Annotated in this window: 15 protein-coding genes and 2 pseudogenes; 7 read left to right on the top strand and 10 right to left on the bottom strand. The window is 70.1% G+C overall.

Annotation, left to right across the window (positions count from 1 at the left end):
* Position 1 precedes the first annotated feature (1 nt).
* The 3 genes from ACIBTS_RS03925 to ACIBTS_RS03935 all read right to left on the bottom strand — a co-directional run bounded on the left by ACIBTS_RS03925 (position 2) and on the right by ACIBTS_RS03935 (position 2568).
* Positions 2–949: a beta-ketoacyl-ACP synthase III gene (locus ACIBTS_RS03925; protein WP_079658534.1), complete on the bottom strand. Its 948-nt coding sequence runs from the start codon at positions 947–949 to the stop codon at positions 2–4.
* A gap of 181 nt (positions 950–1130) precedes the next feature.
* Positions 1131–1268, bottom strand: a complete 138-nt coding sequence (locus tag ACIBTS_RS03930) for a hypothetical protein (protein ID WP_173877651.1) — start codon at positions 1266–1268, stop codon at positions 1131–1133.
* Positions 1234–2568 carry an OFA family MFS transporter gene (locus ACIBTS_RS03935; protein WP_079658535.1) on the bottom strand — a complete coding sequence of 445 codons (1335 nt, stop codon included), beginning with the start codon at positions 2566–2568 and terminating at the stop codon, positions 1234–1236. The genes ACIBTS_RS03930 and ACIBTS_RS03935 overlap by 35 nt, the downstream gene beginning before the upstream one ends.
* Positions 2569–2883: 315 nt before the next feature.
* Here ACIBTS_RS03935 and ACIBTS_RS03940 point away from each other — a divergent pair.
* From ACIBTS_RS03940 to fdhD, 3 genes and pseudogenes are all read left to right on the top strand, one after another.
* A pseudogene (locus ACIBTS_RS03940) lies at positions 2884–3509 on the top strand (hypothetical protein); the annotation flags it as partial.
* A pseudogene (locus tag ACIBTS_RS03945) lies at positions 3510–3758 on the top strand (Fe-S-binding domain-containing protein); the annotation flags it as partial.
* A 7-nt stretch (positions 3759–3765) separates the two neighbouring features.
* Entirely contained in the window at positions 3766–4614 is an 849-nt protein-coding gene (gene fdhD / locus ACIBTS_RS03950; protein ID WP_399316380.1) for a formate dehydrogenase accessory sulfurtransferase FdhD, read from the top strand.
* Between the two features lie 128 nt (positions 4615–4742).
* Here the strand turns inward: fdhD and ACIBTS_RS03955 are convergent, their stop codons facing one another.
* Entirely contained in the window at positions 4743–5270 is a 528-nt protein-coding gene (locus ACIBTS_RS03955; RefSeq protein WP_399316383.1) for an isochorismatase family protein, read from the bottom strand.
* Between the two features lie 19 nt (positions 5271–5289).
* Positions 5290–5727: a MarR family winged helix-turn-helix transcriptional regulator gene (locus ACIBTS_RS03960; protein ID WP_399316386.1), complete on the bottom strand. Its 438-nt coding sequence runs from the start codon at positions 5725–5727 to the stop codon at positions 5290–5292.
* An 80-nt stretch (positions 5728–5807) separates the two neighbouring features.
* On the opposite strand from ACIBTS_RS03960, the gene ACIBTS_RS03965 reads away from it, so the two are divergent.
* Positions 5808–6725 carry a zinc-binding alcohol dehydrogenase family protein gene (locus tag ACIBTS_RS03965; RefSeq protein WP_399316388.1) on the top strand — a complete coding sequence of 306 codons (918 nt, stop codon included), beginning with the start codon at positions 5808–5810 and terminating at the stop codon, positions 6723–6725.
* A 26-nt stretch (positions 6726–6751) separates the two neighbouring features.
* Here the strand turns inward: ACIBTS_RS03965 and ACIBTS_RS03970 are convergent, their stop codons facing one another.
* Entirely contained in the window at positions 6752–7768 is a 1017-nt protein-coding gene (locus tag ACIBTS_RS03970; protein WP_399316389.1) for a bile acid:sodium symporter family protein, read from the bottom strand.
* Positions 7769–7912: 144 nt separating this feature from the next.
* Between ACIBTS_RS03970 and ACIBTS_RS03975 the strand changes: the two genes are divergently transcribed.
* The 3 genes from ACIBTS_RS03975 (at position 7913) to ACIBTS_RS03985 (ending at position 11968) form a co-directional block, all read left to right on the top strand.
* Entirely contained in the window at positions 7913–8815 is a 903-nt protein-coding gene (locus tag ACIBTS_RS03975; protein WP_099937087.1) for a LysR substrate-binding domain-containing protein, read from the top strand.
* A 322-nt stretch (positions 8816–9137) separates the two neighbouring features.
* A complete protein-coding gene (locus tag ACIBTS_RS03980) occupies positions 9138–10964 on the top strand; it encodes an AMP-dependent synthetase/ligase (RefSeq protein WP_399316391.1) in 1827 nt (608 codons plus the stop codon).
* Positions 10965–11131: 167 nt separating this feature from the next.
* Positions 11132–11968 (top strand): aldo/keto reductase, encoded by an 837-nt coding sequence (locus tag ACIBTS_RS03985; protein ID WP_399316393.1) that lies wholly within the window; start codon positions 11132–11134, stop codon positions 11966–11968.
* Positions 11969–12060: 92 nt separating this feature from the next.
* On the opposite strand, the gene ACIBTS_RS03990 is transcribed toward ACIBTS_RS03985, so the two are convergent.
* The 4 genes from ACIBTS_RS03990 to ACIBTS_RS04005 all read right to left on the bottom strand — a co-directional run bounded on the left by ACIBTS_RS03990 (position 12061) and on the right by ACIBTS_RS04005 (position 17402).
* Complete coding sequence (locus ACIBTS_RS03990) at positions 12061–12780, bottom strand: SDR family oxidoreductase (protein WP_399316394.1); 720 nt, start codon at positions 12778–12780, stop codon at positions 12061–12063.
* Between the two features lie 104 nt (positions 12781–12884).
* A complete protein-coding gene (locus ACIBTS_RS03995) occupies positions 12885–13823 on the bottom strand; it encodes a class I SAM-dependent methyltransferase (RefSeq protein ID WP_399316396.1) in 939 nt (312 codons plus the stop codon).
* 259 nt (positions 13824–14082) lie between these two features.
* Positions 14083–15819 (bottom strand): glycoside hydrolase family 6 protein, encoded by a 1737-nt coding sequence (locus tag ACIBTS_RS04000; protein WP_399316398.1) that lies wholly within the window; start codon positions 15817–15819, stop codon positions 14083–14085.
* Between the two features lie 83 nt (positions 15820–15902).
* Entirely contained in the window at positions 15903–17402 is a 1500-nt protein-coding gene (locus tag ACIBTS_RS04005; protein ID WP_399316400.1) for a cellulase family glycosylhydrolase, read from the bottom strand.
* Positions 17403–17641: the final 239 nt, after the last annotated feature.

Below are 17641 nucleotides of genomic sequence, written 5' to 3' on the forward strand. Positions count from 1 at the left end.
CTCACGGGCAGCGCACGACCTGGCCCGCGTACGACAGGTTGCCGCCGAAGCCGAACAGCAGCACCGGGTCGCCCGTGGAGACGGCGCCCTGCTCGACGAGCTTGGAGAAGGCCAGCGGGATGCTGGCGGCGGAGGTGTTGCCCGATTCGGTGACGTCGCGCGCGACGACCGCGTTGACGGCGCCGATCTTCTGCGCGAGGGGTTCGATGATGCGCAGGTTCGCCTGGTGCAGGACGACGGCGGCGAGGTCCTCGGGAGTGAGCCCGGCCCGCTCGCAGGCCTGTCGCGCCAGGGGCGGCAGCTGGGTGGTGGCCCAGCGGTAGACGCTCTGCCCTTCCTGCGCGAACCGTGCCGGCTGACCCTCGATCCGCACGGCGTGGCCCATCTCGGGCACCGAGCCCCACAGCACGGGCGCGATGCCGGGCTCGACCCCGTCGGGACAGGCTTCGACCACGGCCGCGCCCGCTCCGTCGCCGACGAGCACGCAGGTGGTGCGGTCGCTCCAGTCGGTCACCTCGGACATCTTGTCGGCGCCGATGACCAGGGCACGGGTGGCTGCGCCCGCACGGACGGTGTGGTCGGCGGTCGCCAGCGCATGGGTGAAACCGGCGCAGACTACATTGACGTCCATCGCGGCCGGCTGCGGAATGCCGAGCCGGGCGGCGACCCGGGCGGCCATGTTGGGCGAGCGGTCGACGGCCGTGGAGGTCGCGACCAGCACCAGGTCGATGTCGGCCGGTGTGAGGCCGGCCGAGGCGAGCGCCTTGGCGGCGGCGTGCGCGGCCAGCTCGTCCACGGGCTCGTCGGGGCCCGCGATGTGGCGCGTGCGGATGCCCACCCGGCTCCTGATCCACTCGTCACTGGTGTCGACCAGGCCCGCCAGGTCCTCGTTGGTGAGAACCTTGGCGGGCTGGTAGTGGCCGACGGCGGCGATGCGCGAGCCGTTCATTGGGGGGTCCCCCTCGTTGCCTTGGGTAGCGGGATCCTCCAGTCTGATCAGTGACTCGCGGGTACGAGGGCGCGTGAAGCGACAGGAAACCGGTTCCCGGGTTGTCGGCTTCCCCATAGCCCTCGGACGCCCGAGCAACCGCCGAACATCCACCCGCTGCACACACACCCCACGCAAACCGTTACCCGGTGAACAATTGCGTCGCCTTCTGTACGAGCTCGTACAGCCCGTAGGCGAGCGGCGCGCCCACCCACAGCCAGGCGAAGGCGATCAGTGGCCGCCGGTCAGGCTGCGGACTCGGGCTGCTGTCGTTCGACATCGGCAACCTCCTTCTGGGCGGGCAGGTGGTGACGGGGGTGAACGGGACGGACGAGTTCGTTGGCGACGAAGCCGACGGCGAGCAGCCCGATCATGATGAACAGGGACAGCGTGTACAGCGACGAGCCGTGCTTTCCGGCCTCCTCCTGCCGGTCGGCGATCCAGTTCACGATCAGCGGGCCGAGCACTCCGGCGGTGGACCAGGCGGTGAGCAGCCGGCCGTGGATCGCGCCGACCTGATAGGTCCCGAACAGGTCCTTGAGGTAGGCGGGGACGGTCGCGAAGCCGCCGCCGTAGAAGGAGAGGATCACCAGCGCGCACAGGACGAACAGGGGTTTCGACGAGTCGCCGATCAGCGCGATCAGCCCGTACATCAGGGCGCCGACGCCCAGGTACACCCGGTAGATGTTCTTGCGTCCGATCAGGTCGGAGGTGGATGACCAGCCGATCCGGCCGGCCATGTTCGCCGCGGACAGCAGGGCGACGAAGCCGGCGGCGGCGGACACCGAGACGGGGGTGGAGGTGTCGGCGAAGAAGTCCTTGATCATCGGCGCGGCCTTCTCCAGGATGCCGATGCCGGCGGTCACGTTCATGCAGAGCACGACCCACAGACACCAGAACTGGGGGGTGCGCACCGCACTGCGCGCCGAGACCTGCACCCCCTCGACGGCGCTCGGCCCGCCGGCGACCGGCCGCTCGCTGCGCGGCACCCGCACCAGCAGTACGCCCAGCGTCATGAAGACCGCGTACGAAAGCCCGTGCACGAGAAAGGCGAGCGCGATCCCGGAGCTGTCGGAGCCGAACGACTCCAGCATCTGCGCCGACCAGGGCGAGGCGATGAGCGCGCCGCCGCCGAAGCCCATGATGGCGATGCCGGTGGCCATGCCAGGACGATCCGGGAACCACTTGATCAATGTGGAGACGGGTGAGATGTAACCGATGCCGAGACCGATTCCGCCGACGAAGCCGTAGCCGAGGACGATCAGCCAGTACTGCTCGGTGGCGGCGCCGAGCGCGGAGATCAGGAAGCCGGACGAGAAGCAGACCAGGGCGACGGTCATCGCCCAGCGCGGCCCGTTGCGTTCCACGAGCGTGCCGCCGAAGGCCGCGGACAGGCCGAGCATGACGATGGCGAGCTGGAAGGGAAGAGCGCTCTGCGTGCCGCTGAGGTCGAGCGCGGACTCCAGCGGCGGCTTGAACACGGACCACGCGTAGGCCTGGCCGATGGAGAGGTGGACCGAGAGCGCGGCCGGGGGGACGAGCCAGCGGCTCCAGCCGGGCGGTGCGACAGGGGGACTCATGAATCCTGAACGTTAGGAACCCACAACGGTGTTGAGAAGGCGGCGCGTCGACAGTTTTCGGTGAACGGTATGCGAGCTGCGCCGAACGGTCGGACCGACCGGTTTTGCTGACGGGGCATGTGGGGGCGTTACGCCTCCGGGTTGCAGCCGCTGCGCGGCCAGAACAACGTGCAGGGCGGCGGCGACATGGGCGCCATCCCCAACCGTCTGCCCGGCTTCCAGGACATCCTCGACCCCGGCGCCCGGCTGAAGTTCGAGTCGGCGTGGGACACCGTCATCGAGCCGCACTACGGGCTGAACCTGACGGAGATGTTCGGCGCCCTCGACTACCTGTGCCGCCGGCTCACCGTGCCCCCGGCGGAGGCGTACGGCGTCGCCACCTTCTACGCGATGTTCTCGGTCAGGCCCTGCCGGCGACCGTGCTCCAGGTGTGCACGGACCTCGCCTGCACGGCCGCGGGCGCCTCGGACCTGTGCGCCGGGATCGAGGCACGGGCGGGCCTCGGCAGCGGTGTGTCCGTCGAGCGCAGCCCCTGCCTCGGCCTGTGCGAACGCGCCCCGGCCCCCCTCACCGTCAGAGCGGGCGACCCGGTGCGTACGGCGGTGTCGGCGCCGGCGACCGTCGAGGCGGCCGTGCTCGCCGCGAGTGCGCCCGACTCGGCCTCCGAGGAGCCGCCGGCGGTGACGGCGGTGCCCCAGGCCGGGGATCCGTCGCCGACCCTGCTCGGCAGGGTCGGCGTGGTGGACCCGTCGTCGCTCGACGACTACCGGGCCCACGGCGGCTACACGGCCCTGCGCCGGGCCTTCGCCCTCGGTCCCGCCGCGGTGATCCGCGAGGTCACCGACTCCGGCCTGCTCGGGCGCGGCGGCGCCGCCTTCCCCACCGGCCGCGAGTGGCAGGCCACGGCCTCCCAGCCCGACCGTCCGCACTACCTGGTGTGCTTGTGCCCGACGGGGGCGCTGTCGTTCAAGTCCGAGTTCGACCGCCGCGCGGCCGGCACCTGGGACGAATCGGCACAGACGCAGACCACGACCGTGTGCGCCTGCTGCGGGGTGAGCTGCAACCTCACGCTCCATGTGCAGGACAATGAGATCGTGAAGGTGACGTCACCGCACGACAACCCGGTGACTCACGGCAATCTCTGCATCAAGGGCCGCTTCGGCTACCAGCACATACAGAACCGGGGCTGATGACGACATGGGACGAGTCACCGAACGACGCAAGGTGATCCGCATCAGGGACGGAGTGGTCTCCGCCCGGCCGGACACCCTCGTCGCCGAGGAACCACTGGAGATCCGGCTCAACGGCAAGCCGCTCGCGATCACCATGCGCACACCCGGCGACGACTTCGCGCTGGCCGCCGGCTTCCTGGTCAGCGAGGGCGTACTGGCCACCGCGTCCGATCTGCTCAACATCGTCTACTGCGCGGGCGCGACCGCCGACGGTTCCAACACCTACAACGTGGTCGACGTCCGGACGACCCCCGGTGTGACGATCCCCGACATCACCCTCGAGCGGAACGTCTACACGACCTCCTCCTGCGGCCTGTGCGGAAAGGCGAGCCTGGACGCGGTCCGTACGACGACCCGCTGGCCGATAGCCGACACTCCCCCGCTCCGGATCGAGCCCGAGCTGCTCGCGAGCCTCCCCGACCGGCTGCGTGCGGCTCAGCGGGTGTTCGACCGGACCGGGGGGCTCCACGCGGCGGCCCTGTTCTCCGAGGACGGCGAGCTGCTCGACGTCCGGGAGGACGTGGGCCGGCATAACGCGGTCGACAAGCTGGTCGGCCGCGCCCTGCAGAACGGGGACCTGCCGCTGTCCCGGGCGATCCTGCTGGTGTCGGGGCGGGCCTCGTTCGAGCTGGCGCAGAAGGCCGTGATGGCGGGCATCCCGGTGCTCGCCGCGGTCTCGGCGCCCTCCTCCCTGGCCGTGGACCTGGCCGCGGAGACCGGGCTGACCCTGGTGGGCTTCCTGCGAGGCAGTTCCATGAACGTGTACGCCGGTGAGGACCGCATCACCCTGCGGACCGCGGCCGCCCGGGGCTGACCGGTTCCCCCCGCTGCACGGCGGCGGGGCCCCGACCGGCGGGGAGCGCCCCCTGCGCCGCAGGGGCCCCGCCTCGGCCCCCGCACGTTCCCGTGCCGTTCCTCTCGCGCGCGTGAGCCGCTTTCGCCTCAGCCGCTCATGAACCGCACGTCGGCCGCACGCACCACCGTCCCCAGCCGGGGGAAATCCAGTTTCACCGACGCCTCGTGCTCGGCCTCGGTGAGAGCGGACATCGCGTCCTCGACGAAGAACAGCTGGTAGCCGAGGTCGCCGGCGGCACGGGCGGTGGACTCGACGCCGAGGTTGGTGGCGATGCCGCCGAACACGAGCGTGGTGACGCCGAGTTCACGGAGACGGTCGTCCAGTCCGGTCCCCTGGAAGGCGCCGATGGTGCGCTTGACGATCTCCAGGTCGCCTTCCTGGAGCAGCCCCTGGGCCAGACCGCTGCCGGGCGGCTGCTCGGCGACCCCGGGGCGCTCGACGCGGACGAAAACGACGAGGCCGCCCGCCGAGCGGAACTCCGCGGCCAACTCCTCGGCGACGGACAGCACTTCGGTCCCCTTACGGGGCTCCAGGGGCAGCGCGGCGATGCGGTCCATCAGGTCGACGAGGACAAGGGCGGTGTGCGCGGGGTCGAGCGCGAGAGGTGCGGTCATGACGGAACGCTATCCACCGTCAGCCCTCCGTGCCGGAAATCCGGGTCAACAGGCCCATGAACTGGTCCCGTTCGGCCGCCGAGAGCGGGGCGAGCAGGGCGTCGTTCGCCTCCCGAGCGGCCTTCTCGCAGCGCTGGAGCAGCTGTCGGCCCTCCTCGGTGAGTGACACGGCGTTCTTCCGACGGTCACCGGGATCCGGTGCGCGCACGGCGAGGCCCGCGGACTGCAGGTCGTTGAGGACGCCGACCAGGTCCTTGGGGTCGAGTCCGACACTGCGCCCGAGGTCGGCCTGAGCGACGGGGGCGAGATCGCGGACTGCGGAGAGCACGACGTGGTGCCACATCTTGAGGCCCTCGACGGCGAGAGCGTCGGCGACCAGGGCACGGCCGCGCGCGGCGGCCCGACCGAGGAGCCAGCTGGGGAGAGAGCGGATGGCGGCGAGGGGCGCTTCGGACATGCCCCCAGCCTACCGAATTCATTGGACTTCCCAACGACCTCCGAATACCGTTGGGAGTCCCAACGAATTCTGGAGGTGCGATGCGTCGCGTCCGATACGACTCCATCGGCGGACCGCTGTTCCTGGAGGAGGCGCCCCTCCCCGAGCCCGGCCCGGGCGAGCTCCTCGTGCGCTGCGCGGCGATAGGCGTGACCCTGCCCGTCGTCCGCAAGGTCACCGAGGGCACGCAGCCGATTCCGCTCGGCGGCGAGATCGCCGGGGAGGTCGTGGCCGTCGGGCCCGAGGTCGCCGGATTCCGGGTGGGCGAGCGGGTGACGGGCCTGTGCTTCGGCCACGGCTACGCCGACTTCGCGCTCCTGCACGAGGCCATGGCCTCCCGCATCCCGGAGGATGCGAGCGCGGTCGACGCCGTCGCCCTCGTGCGCAGCGGCCTGGTCGCGCTGGGCGCCCTCACGGCCGCGCGGCCCGATCCCGGCGAGGCGGCCCTCGTCACCGCGGCGGCGAGCGGGATCGGCCACCTCGCCGTGCAGCTGGCGCGCACGCGCGGCGCGGCCCGGGTCGTGGGCGCCGTGTCCGACCCGGCGAAGTCCGACTTCGTGGGCGCACTGGGCGCCGACGACGTCATCGTCTACGACCGCGCCGACTGGGGCGCCCCCGTCGACTACGTCCTGGACGCCGTCGGCGGCGCGTTGCTCACTCCCGCCGTCGCGGCCCTCGCTCCCGGCGGGCGACTCGTGGCGTACAGCTCGGGCGGCGGGACCATCCGGGCGTACGACCTGCTGGTGGGCGCGAAGTCCGTGATCGGTTTCCAGATGGCCCACGTCGCGCGCGGGAGGCCGGAGGTGTACGAGCGCTGGCGCCAGGAGCTGTGGCGCCTGTTCGCGGCGGGGAGGCTGAAGCCGGTCGTCCACCGGGAATTCGGCCTGGAGGACGCCGCCGAGGCGCACGAGACGATCGAGTCACGGAGCAATCTGGGGAAAGTGGTTCTGGTGCCGTGAGCTGGAGGTCGTCGGGAGCCAGAGGTTCATGCTGCGGCCGACGTCGGCTCGTCGCGCCGTTCCCCCGACGCCTCCAACGGATCCCGTGCCCGGCGCTTGGCGATGACGGCGCACACCATGAGCTGCATCTGGTGGAAGAGCATCAGCGGCAGTACGGCGAGGGAGGCGTGCGCGCCGAACAGGACGCTCGCCATGGGCAGCCCGGAGGCGAGGGACTTCTTGGAGCCGGCGAACTGGATCGCGATGCGGTCCTCACGATCGAACCGCAGCGCCTTGCCGCCGTACCAGGTCAGGGTCAGCATCACCGCGAGCAGGACGGCCTCGACGACGAGCAGTCCGCCCAGCCGTACGGCGCTCACCTGGTGCCAGATGCCCTGGACCATGCCCTCGCTGAACGCGGTGTAGACGACGAGGAGGATCGAGCCGCGGTCGACCAGTCCGAGCACCTTCTTGTGCCGGGCGACGAAGCCGCCGATCCAGCGGCGCACCAGTTGCCCGGCGAGGAACGGTACGAGCAGTTGCAGCACGATCTCGACGAGCGAGTCGGCGGAGAAGCCGCCGCCGCTGCTGCCGAGCAGGGATGCCGCCAGCAGCGGGGTGACGACGATGCCGACCAGCGAGGAGAAGGAGCCCGCGCAGATCGCGGCGGGCACGTTGCCGCGGGCGATGGAGGTGAACGCGATCGACGACTGGATCGTCGACGGGACGAGGGTGAGGAAGAGCAGCCCCTGGTAGAGCGGGTGGGTGAGGAATACCGGGACGAGGCCGCGCGCGGCCAGGCCCAGCAGCGGGAAGACCACGAAAGTGCAGGCCAGGACGGTCACATGGAGGCGCCAGTGCCTCAGTCCCGCCAGTGCCTCACGGGTGGACAGGCGGGCGCCGTACAGAAAGAAGAGGAAGGCGATCGCGGCCGTGGAGGCGCCGGAGGCCACGTCGGCGGCGCCGCCGCGGGCCGGGAACAGTGCCGCGAGCCCGACGGTCCCGAGCAACAGCAGGATGTAGGGGTCGACCGGCATCCGACTCGGCCAGTGCAGGCGTTTCACGGTGCTCCACGTGCGGTTCGATGGGTGTGCGTCCGGGCCCGAAGGGCCCCTCTCCATCGTCCTCCGGCGCACCGTGATCGGGAATCCGGCATACCGCTCTCACTGCCATCGCGAAACGCAATGACAACGGCTACGGTGACGGGCGTGTACGAACCCTCCCATCTGCGCACCTTCCTCGCCGTCGCCCAGACGCTGAGTTTCACGCAGGCCGCGCGGCGGCTCGGGCTGCGCCAGTCCACCGTCAGCCAGCACGTGCGGCGCCTGGAGGACGCGACCGGCCGGGCGCTGTTCACCCGGGACACGCACTCCGTGGAGCTCACGGAGGACGGCGAGGCGATGCTCGGGTTCGCGCGCCGGATCCTGGACGTGCACGAACAGGCCACGGCCTTCTTCACCGGCACCCGGCTGCGCGGCCGGCTGCGCTTCGGCGCCTCGGAGGACTTCGTCCTGACCCGGCTGCCGGAGATCCTGGAGGGCTTCCGCCACGACCACCCCGAGGTCGACCTGGAACTGACGGTGGAGCTGTCGGGCACCCTGCACGAGCAGCTGGCCGCCGGGAAACTGGACCTGGTGCTGGCCAAGCGGCGCCCCGAGGATCCACGGGGTGAGCTGGTGTGGCACGACCGGCTGGTGTGGATCGGCGCGGAGCGGCTGCGGCTGGACGCCGACCGTCCGGTTCCGCTCATCGTCTTCCCGCCGCCGGGCATCACCCGGGCGCTGGCCCTGGAGGCGCTGGAGCGGCAGGGACGGGCCTGGCGGATCGTCTGTACGAGCGGCAGCCTCAACGGTCTCATCGCGGCGGCCCGGGCGGGCCTGGGCGTGATGGCGCACTCGCGGGGCCTGATCCCGCCGGGCCTGGTGCGGATCCCGGACCGGGCGGGGCTGCCGGAACTGGGGCGGGTCGACTTCGTGCTGGTGCACGGACGCAGGCGGACGTCGGCCCAGGGCGCCGCGGACGCGCTGGCGGCGGCGATCCTGGCGGGCGGCGACCGTCTGCACCGACGACCGGCCCCGGGACCCGCCCGGCGCACCGGCCCGCCGGAGTAACGGAATCAGACGCTCCGCCGCTGTCGGAGGAGAGGGTGACCCCCCGCCCGGGACCCATGGGGCAGGGATCGGCAACGAAGGCCGTGACGGGCCTCGGGAGGGGTCGGGCAGCGTAAGCGGTACGGGCAGATTCGGTGGAGATTACGGTGCCGAAACTTACTCAACCGTCAGCTTTCTGTCCGACCCTTCCCCATGTGAGCCCATTTTCCGGCACTGACCAGCGCAGACGAGAGCATCGCTCGCTTTCCGGCCCCCTCCCGCCCCGTCGACGGGTGGGGTAGCTTTCACGGCGCTGAGGGGCCATGAGAAGCGGGGTACGGGTTTGCGCGAGTTCACCAACCCTCCGTTGGCGTTGGCACCGCCGGTCGGCGGTCTGGCCGACGTCGTCTTCCAGCACGCCCAGGACGACCCGCAGTACGTCAGCCTCGGCCGCAAGGACGAACGCGGCGAATGGCGGGACGTGACCGCCGCCGAGTTCCGCGACGAGGTCCTCGCCCTCGCCAAGGGCCTGCTCGCCCAGGGCATCCGGTTCGGCGACCGCGTCGCCATCATGTCCCGCACGCGCTACGAGTGGACGCTGTTCGACTACGCCCTGTGGACGATCGGCGCCCAGGTCGTGCCGGTCTACTCGACCTCCTCCGCGGAACAGTGTTTCTGGATGCTCTACGACGCCGAGTGCACGGCCGCGGTCGTCGAGCACGAGGACCATGCGATGACGATCGCCACCGTCATCGACCGCCTCCCCCAGTTGCGGCAGCTGTGGCAGCTGGACTCGGGCTGTGTGCAGGAGCTGTACGACGCCGGCGCCTCCATCGAGGACGACGTGGTGCACCGGCACCGCGAAGCGGTCACCCCCGACTCGACCGCGACGATCATCTACACCTCCGGCACGACGGGCCGGCCCAAGGGCTGTGTCATCTCGCACGGCAACTTCATGTTCGAGGCGGACACGGTCATCGAGCGCTGGGAGCCGGTGTTCCACTCCAAGCGGGGCGACGAGGCGGCGACCCTGCTGTTCCTGCCGCTCGCGCATGTCTTCGGACGGATGGTGCAGATCGCGGCGATCCGCGGCAGGGTCCGCTTCGGACACCAGCCCCAACTGCACGCGGCCGCGCTGCTCCCCGACCTGGCCGCCTTCCGGCCGACGTTCTTCCTGGCCGTGCCGTACATCTTCGAGAAGGTCTTCAACGCGGCCCGCCGCAAGGCGGAGCGGGAGGGCCGGGCGGGGCCGTTCGAGAAGGCCGTCGAGGTGGCCGTGAACTACGCGGAGGCCATCGAGGCGAAGGCCTGGGGCGTCGGGCCAGGCCCCTCGGCGGGCCTGCGCATGCAGCACCAGCTCTTCGACAAGCTCGTCTACTCCAAGGTGCGCGCGGCCATGGGCGGCCGGGTCCGGCACGCCATGTCCGGCGGATCGGGCATGGACCGCAAGCTCGGCCTGTTCTTCGCCGGCGCGGGCGTGCAGATCTACGAGGGTTACGGCCTGACGGAGACGACCGCGGCCGCGACCGCCAACCCGCCCGGACGCACCCGGTACGGCACGGTCGGCCGGCCCATCCCGGGGATGACCGTGCACATCGCGGACGACGGCGAGATCTGGCTGCGCGGCGAAAACGTGTTCCAGGGCTACCTCAACAACCCCAAGGCCACCGACGAGACCCTGCACGACGGCTGGCTGGCCACCGGCGACCTGGGCTCCCTCGACGAAGACGGATACCTCACCATCACCGGCCGCAAGAAGGAAATCCTGGTCACCTCCGGCGGCAAGAGCGTCTCGCCGGGGCTGCTGGAGGAGCGGGTGCGCGACCATCCGCTGGTCAACCAGTGCATCGTCGTGGGCAACGACCGGCCGTTCGTGGCCGCGTTGGTCACCCTCGACCAGGAGGCCGTCGAGCACTGGCTGCAGATGCGCGGCAAGCCGCAGCTGCCGCCCGTCGAGCTGGTGCGCGACCCGGATCTGGAGGCGGAGGTGCGCCGGGCGGTCGTGGCGGCGAACACGCTGGTCTCGCAGGCCGAGTCGATCCGCACGTTCCGCATCCTCGCCCAGCCGTTCACCGAGGAGCACGGACTGCTGACGCCGTCGCTGAAACTGAAGCGCAAGGCGATCGAAAACGCTTACGCGAACGAGGTCGACGCGCTGTATCGGTCCTAGGCCAGGTCCTGGTGGTTTCCGATGGGTGGGAACGGGTGTGAAACGGTTGCCGGCGGGCACCCGCCCCGAGATCGGGGGGTGGGATCGGGCGTCAGGAATGCGATGGCCGCCGTGATCGTTGACGATGGCAGTACCACTTTGACGGACAACCGAAGGATCAAGAGCTCGTGAGCAGCAAGGTCCCCCCGATCATCCTCAACAACGGCGTGGAGATGCCCCAGCTGGGCTTCGGCGTCTGGCAGGTGCCGGACGACGAGGCGGAGCAGGCGGTGTCCACTGCCCTGGAGGCCGGGTACCGCAGCATCGACACAGCGGCGATCTACGGCAACGAGGAGGGCACCGGCAAGGCCATCGCCTCCTCCGGTGTGCCCCGCAAGGACATCTTCGTCACCACCAAGCTCTGGAACAGCGACCAGGGGTACGACGCGACGCTCCGCGCGTTCGACGCCTCCCTGGAGAAGCTCGGCCTGGACTATCTGGACCTGTACCTCATCCACTGGCCGCTGCCGGCTCGCGACACATACGTCGACTCGTACAAGGCGTTCGAGAAGCTCCTCGCGGACGGCAGGGTACGGGCCATCGGCGTGTCCAACTTCCTGCCGGAGCACCTGGAGCGGCTGATCGGTGAGACGTCGGTCATCCCGGCGGTCAACCAGATCGAGCTGCACCCGCACCTGCAGCAGCAAGCCTCCCGTGCGTTCCACGCGGACCAGGGCATCGCCACCGAGGCCTGGTCCCCGCTCGGCCAGGGCAAGGGCCTGCTGGAGGTCCCGGCGATCGTGGCGATCGCCCAGAAGCACAACCGCACCGCGGCCCAGGTGGTGCTGCGCTGGCACCTCCAGCTCGGCAACGTGGTGATCCCGAAGTCCGTGACGCCGTCGCGGATCAAGGAGAACATCGAGGTGTTCGACTTCAGCCTGGACACCGAGGACCTGGCGGCGATCAGCGCGCTGAACGAGGACCGGCGCATCGGTCCGGACCCGGGCACGTTCGACCTCGGCTGAGGATCCCCGCACGTGGTCGAGGGCGCCCCTGTTCAGGGGGCGCCCTCGACACGTCGGGACGGGCCCGTGGACGCGCCCGTCAGCCGCGCTCGTCAGTTGGGCTGCCCGATCGGCCGTACGACGACGGTGTTGATGTCGACGCCCGCGGGCTGCCGGATCGCCCAGACCACGGAGTCCGCGATCTGGTCGGCGGTGAGCAGGTGCCCGGGCGGCAGGCTGCCGTAGCTGTCCCAGAACGGGGTCTCGACCCGGCCGGGCGCGATCAGCGTCACGCCGACGCCCCATTCGGTGACCTGGCGGCGGGTGTTCTCCGCGAGCCCGGTCACGGCCCACTTCGTCGCCCCGTACATATTGCCCGGCGTGGGCACGAACCCGGCGACACTGCCGACCAGCACGATGCGCCCCCGCGTCTCCTTCAGCGCTTCGATCGACGCGCGGACCAGGAGCGCGGGGCCCAGGACGTTGGTGAGCACCATGTCGGTCCACCCCGCCGGGTCGCCCTCGGCGACCGAGTCGTGGGTGGCGGTCCCCGCGTTGGCGACGACCGTGTCCAGCCGGCCGTATCGCTTGAGCGTACGGTCGACCGCCGCCTGTACGGAGTCGTAGTCGGCGGCGTTCCCGGCCACCGTCAACAACCCGTCCGGGTCACCGAGTTCCGCGGCGAAGGCCCGCAGTCGTTCCTCGCCGCGCCCCGTGACGGTGACCCGGTGTCCGGCGTCCAGCAGCTGCCGCGCGACGGCCGCCCCGATGCCGCTGCCGCCTCCGGTGATCAGTGCGACCGGAGAATCCGGCGAGCCGGAAGAGTTGCTCATGACGTGCTCCCCTAGCGATGCCTGTGGTGCGTGGCTCGCAGTTCACCAGTTGGAGCACGCTCCAAGTCAAGCCCCACCGGGCGGACTTGATCCGGACCGGTTTGCTAAACCGCTTTCACCGCCGTGTGCACCGTGTGCGCCGCGAGCACGAAGACGTCCGCCCTTCGGTGCACGCCCCCCTCGTCCTGCGGGTCGAGCAGCCGGTCGAGCGTGGCGCGGTCGTCCGGGTCGAGAGTGTCGCCGAAGGCGTCCCGCAGCCGGGACAGGGACGCGACGATGTGGGCGCGGGCCCGGTCGGAGGCAGGAGCGGGCAGGTCGAGCAGGAAGCTGCGGGTGCGGGTGTGCTTGAGGCCCGCCGCGCCGAGCAGCGCCGCCCAGTCCTCGGTCTCGGCCACGGAGCCGGGCAGGTCGGCCCGCATCCGCGCGAACCACTCGGCTTCCAGCGCGTCGAGCCGTGCCTCCAGACCGGGCCGCCCGAAGCCCAGGTCGCGCGGCAGGAACCGGGCCGGCAGACCGCCCTCCATGATCGCCAGGGTTCCGCCGGGTGCGAGCCGCTCCGCGAAGGCGGTGAGGGCGGCGCGCTGGTCGCCCAGGTGATGCAGACTGCGGCCGGCCCACAGCAGGTCCGCCGGATACTCCAACTCGTCGAGGGCGCCGGGGAGTTCTCCGGCAAGGGTGTCGAAGCGGTCGCTGTACCCGAGCCGGTCGGCCCGCTGCCGGGCCCGGTCAAGCAGCGGCGCGGAGCCGTCGACCGCCATGACCCGCGCCCCGGGGAACGTCTCGGCGAACAGACAGGAGATGACGCCGGGTCCGCTGCCCGCGTCCACGATCAGCCCCGGGTCGGTCACCTCCTTGCCGAGCCAGGACAGGGCGCGCTCGTACAGCGGGGTGAACAGCTCGGCCTGCGCTTCCAGATGCGGCGCCATCGCGGCCCAGTCGATGTCGGTGTGGTGGCCGTGCCCGTGACTGTGCCCGTGCCCCGAACCGTGGTCGTCGTCGTGGGTGTGCCGGTCGCCGTGGGATGCGTGCGGATCGTGCGCCATGGTGGTCAGCCTCTCTTCCGGTGTGCCGTCAGCGTGCGCCGACGCACCGGACGAGAGCCACTCCTGTTGCCGGGACGGCAAAAAAAGAACTGCGGATGGCAAGCTTTTTCGAGCCGGTGATCCGCCGGGGCCCGGCCCGGGAGGGCTGACCGACCCCGACGGATCACCGTCACCTCAACTCACCGCCGTACGGATCACCACCGTACGGATCACCGCCGTACGGATCACCGCCGAGTGGTGGTCTGTTTCACCGGCCGGCCTACAGCGGCGGGTACGCGTTCTGCATCAGCTGCTGGAACTGGGCGGAGAACCACTTCCCGGACAGCGGGGCGTTCGCCAGGGCGCCGGACATGCTGTTGCCGTTGCGCGGGTTGCCGGTGTAGGTCGGGTCGCACATCCGGTCGAAGCCCTTGCCCTCGTCGTTGGGGATGGCCGAGCTGGCGCCGTCCGACTCACCCGGCGGCTTCATCCACACGTAGGCGTCGATCCCGGCGGCAGGCGCCGCCTTGGGACGCTCACCGAGGCCCGCGCCGGACTGGTTGCACCAGTTGCCGACGTGGATCCGACGGTCGTAACGGCCGCCGTTGACGTAGGTGTCCACGGTGGTCGTGGCCCCCGGGCCGGTGGGCCGGGCGGCGCCGCCCCAGCCGTTGCGGGAGGTGTCGATCAGCATGCCGATGTCGGACCTGAAGCCGGTGGTCACCAGCTGGTTGCGGAAGGCCTGGGCGTACGACAGCTCGTCGACGTAGCGGTTCCAGTCCACCCACTTGGACTCACGGACCGACTTGCCGGCCACCGAGTCGTTGATGGTGAAGTTGTTCTCCTTCAGGGCGCTGTAGTTCGCCGTGTTGGTGATGAAGCCGTGCACGTCGTCGACGGTCGCGCCCTCGGCGGTGGCGGCCTGGTACATGATCTGGGCGGACGGCACGAAGTTGTCGTCCCAGCCGAGCCAGCCGTGGTGTCCGGCGTCGATGTAGTTGTAGACGTTGGGGATCGCGCCGAGCTTCTTCAGCGCGTAACCGACGCCCTTCACGTAGTTGCCGTTGGCCTTCATGGTGTCGCAGGCCGGGGTGGCGGTGGGCTTGCCGCCGGTGTTGGTGACGAGGTTCGGCAGTGAGTCGATCTCGACGGCGGTCACGATCCGCAGGCCCGCGTACTTGCTGTCCGCGAGGATGGCCGCGATGGGGTCGATGAACTGCGTCTTGTACTTGTCGATCTCCGTCGGGCCGAGCTCACCGTTGGAGGCGAGGGCCGAGCAGTCCCGTCCGGGAAGGTCGTAGACGACCAGCTGTACGACTTCCTCACCGCTGCCCTTCTGGGCGAGGGCCGCGTCCAGATGGTCGCGCAGACCCATGCCGCCGTTCGCGCCGTTGATGGTGGCGATGCGGTCGAGCCAGACACCGGTGGGCTGGTTGGAGACGCGGCTGCCGCCCGGCTCGGCGGCGGCGTGCGCCGCCCATTCCGGGTTCACGTACACCTTGGCGCCGGCGTAGGGGTTGTCGACCTTGGTACCCGGAGTGCCGGGACCGGTCGGGCCGGGGTCGGTCGGGCCGGGGTCGGTGGGACCGCCGGTCCCGCCGTCGACGTTGCAGGTCACGCCGTCGAGGGTGAACGTGGCCGGAACGGCGTTGGTGCCGCTGTAGGTGCCCTGGAATCCGAAGCTGACCGAACCGCCGGTCGCCAACGTCCCGTTGTAGGTCTCGTTGTCGGCGGTGACGGCCGTACCGGACTGGGTGATCTTCGCGTTCCAGCCGCTGGTGACCTTCTGGCTGCCGGCGTACGCCCACTTCACCGACCAACTCGACTTCGCGGCCGAGTTGTTGGTCACGGTGACGGCGGCGGTGAAGCCGGTGCCCCAGTCGTTCTGCACCTTGTAGTCGACACTGCACGGGATGGCGGCGATGCCGGGATCGCCGGGGACGACCGCGAGCGCCGTCCCGGAGGCGCCGGCGACCAGCGCCAGCGCGGCGAGTACCGCTGTTCTGCTACGGCTCATGAGTGCGGGCTTCCTTCTTGGTTGCGGATGTTTTCCGTTGCGTTCCTTCGATGGATCTGTTCGATGGAGCTGTGCGGTGGCGCCTATCCGTCGAGCCCGAGTGCGCGCAGGTGGTCGCGCAGGCCGGTGCCGTACGCCGTGGGCGTCCCGTCGTAACCCGAGATCAGGGACGGGCCGGTGGAGCAGTCCCAGGTGTTCCAGGTCCAGCCCAGGTACGACAGTTGGCGGTCGTCGAACCACTTCATGACCTGGTCGACGAAACCGTGTGAGCAGGTGTTCTCGCCGATCTCCCCTGCCACCAGCGGCACCTGGGCGGCGACCGGGGCGAGCGTCGAATTCCAACAGCTCTCGTTCGCACAGGAGTTGAAGTTGTAGACGTGGTAGGCGGCGGCGAGATTGCCGGTCGGGTCGGTGGGCTTGTACGTCAGCCACTGGCTGAGGTCGTTGGAGTACGCGAGTCCGCCGGCCAGGATCACGTTCTTGGCACCGGTCGCCCGTACGGAGTCGACGAGATCCTGCATTCCGGCGACTTCGTACCCGATGCCGGGGCAGGTTCCGCCGTCCCGCCAGCACTGCCACGCCTGGGTGGTCGTGGAGGTGGCACGGTCCGGGTAGGGCTCGTTGAACAGGTCGAACACGACGGCCGTGTCGTTCTTGAAGGTGTTGGCCACCGAGGTCCAGAACGACGGCGTGTACTGCATGTCGGGCATCGGCTTCTGGCAGCTGGCGTGCACGTCGGAGCAGCCGGCCGAGTTGCCCGTGTACTGCCCGTAGTTCCAGTGCAGTTCGACGATCGGCGTCATCCCGTGCGCCTTGACGCGGGCCACCAGGTCCTTGACGGCGTTGATGTAATTCGCACCGCCGTAAGCGGAGTTGATGTTCGACAGGCCGAGCCAGCACTCCTCGTTGAGTGGAATGCGGACCGTGTTGACGTGCCAGTCGGCGATCGCCTTGACGGCCGCGTCGTCGACCGGTCCGTCCCAGATGCCGCGTCCCTGGACGCACATGAACTCGCCGCCGGAGCGGTTCACGCCGAGCAGACGGCGGGTCTTTCCGCCGGTGTCCACGAGCTTGTTCCCCGCGACGTGCAGCGCGGGCGGCGCGTCACCGGTGTCCGGTGGATCGGTCGTGGGTGGGGTGGTGGGGGTGGGCGTGGGGGTCGGTTCGGTGTCGACGTTGCAAGTGGTGCCGTTGAGCTTGAACGTGGTCGGTGCGCTGTTCACGCCCGCCTTGGAGGCGATGAAGCCCGCGCTGACGCTCGCGCCCGTGCCGAGGGAACCGTTCCAGCTCTCGTTCGCGGCGGTGACGGCCGTGCCCGACTGGGACCACTTGGCGCTCCAGCCCTGGGTGACCTTCTGACCGCCCGAGAAGTCGAACGTGAGGCTCCAGCCGCTCACGGCCGCCGCATTGTTGGTGATCTTCACGGCAGCCTGGAAGCCGGCGTCCCACTGGCCGGTGACGGAGTACTCCACCGTGCAGGCAGGCGTGGCTCCCTGAGCCGTCATGACCGGCAGGGCCACGCCCGTCCCGAGGGCGACCATGCCGGCGACGGCTAAAAGTACTGAACGCGGGGGATGTCGCATGAGCGACTCCTTGCAGCTCAGGCGCGTCGTGGCAGACGCGTCGACTGATGGAATCGCTCCCACTGGTGTCTCGAAGTTAGCGCCAAGTGCTGGCAAAGAACAGGGGCATCGCTGACTTTCCCTCAACTTACGGCGTCGAATCTTTTCGACTCTTCAAGCACCTTGACCGCGTTCACCCCCATCCTCACTATGGGAGCGCTCCCACTGGTTCAAGGCTTGTTGCTCCTCCCCCCACCTCT

It is taken from the genome of Streptomyces sp. NPDC050121, assembly GCF_044460385.1.
GTDB classification, from domain to species: Bacteria; Actinomycetota; Actinomycetes; order Streptomycetales; family Streptomycetaceae; genus Streptomyces; species Streptomyces soliscabiei.

Coding starts and splice junctions, on each gene's coding strand:
- ACIBTS_RS03965 (WP_399316388.1), top strand. CDS start 5,808: ATGCGTCGCGTCCGATACGACTCCATCGGCGGACCGCTGTTCCTGGAG.
- ACIBTS_RS03925 (WP_079658534.1), bottom strand. CDS start 949: ATGAACGGCTCGCGCATCGCCGCCGTCGGCCACTACCAGCCCGCCAAG.
- ACIBTS_RS03995 (WP_399316396.1), bottom strand. CDS start 13,823: ATGGCGCACGATCCGCACGCATCCCACGGCGACCGGCACACCCACGAC.
- ACIBTS_RS03935 (WP_079658535.1), bottom strand. CDS start 2,568: ATGAGTCCCCCTGTCGCACCGCCCGGCTGGAGCCGCTGGCTCGTCCCC.
- ACIBTS_RS03990 (WP_399316394.1), bottom strand. CDS start 12,780: ATGAGCAACTCTTCCGGCTCGCCGGATTCTCCGGTCGCACTGATCACC.
- ACIBTS_RS03955 (WP_399316383.1), bottom strand. CDS start 5,270: ATGACCGCACCTCTCGCGCTCGACCCCGCGCACACCGCCCTTGTCCTC.
- fdhD (WP_399316380.1), top strand. CDS start 3,766: ATGGGACGAGTCACCGAACGACGCAAGGTGATCCGCATCAGGGACGGA.
- ACIBTS_RS03930 (WP_173877651.1), bottom strand. CDS start 1,268: ATGTCGAACGACAGCAGCCCGAGTCCGCAGCCTGACCGGCGGCCACTG.
- ACIBTS_RS04000 (WP_399316398.1), bottom strand. CDS start 15,819: ATGAGCCGTAGCAGAACAGCGGTACTCGCCGCGCTGGCGCTGGTCGCC.
- ACIBTS_RS04005 (WP_399316400.1), bottom strand. CDS start 17,402: ATGCGACATCCCCCGCGTTCAGTACTTTTAGCCGTCGCCGGCATGGTC.
- ACIBTS_RS03960 (WP_399316386.1), bottom strand. CDS start 5,727: ATGTCCGAAGCGCCCCTCGCCGCCATCCGCTCTCTCCCCAGCTGGCTC.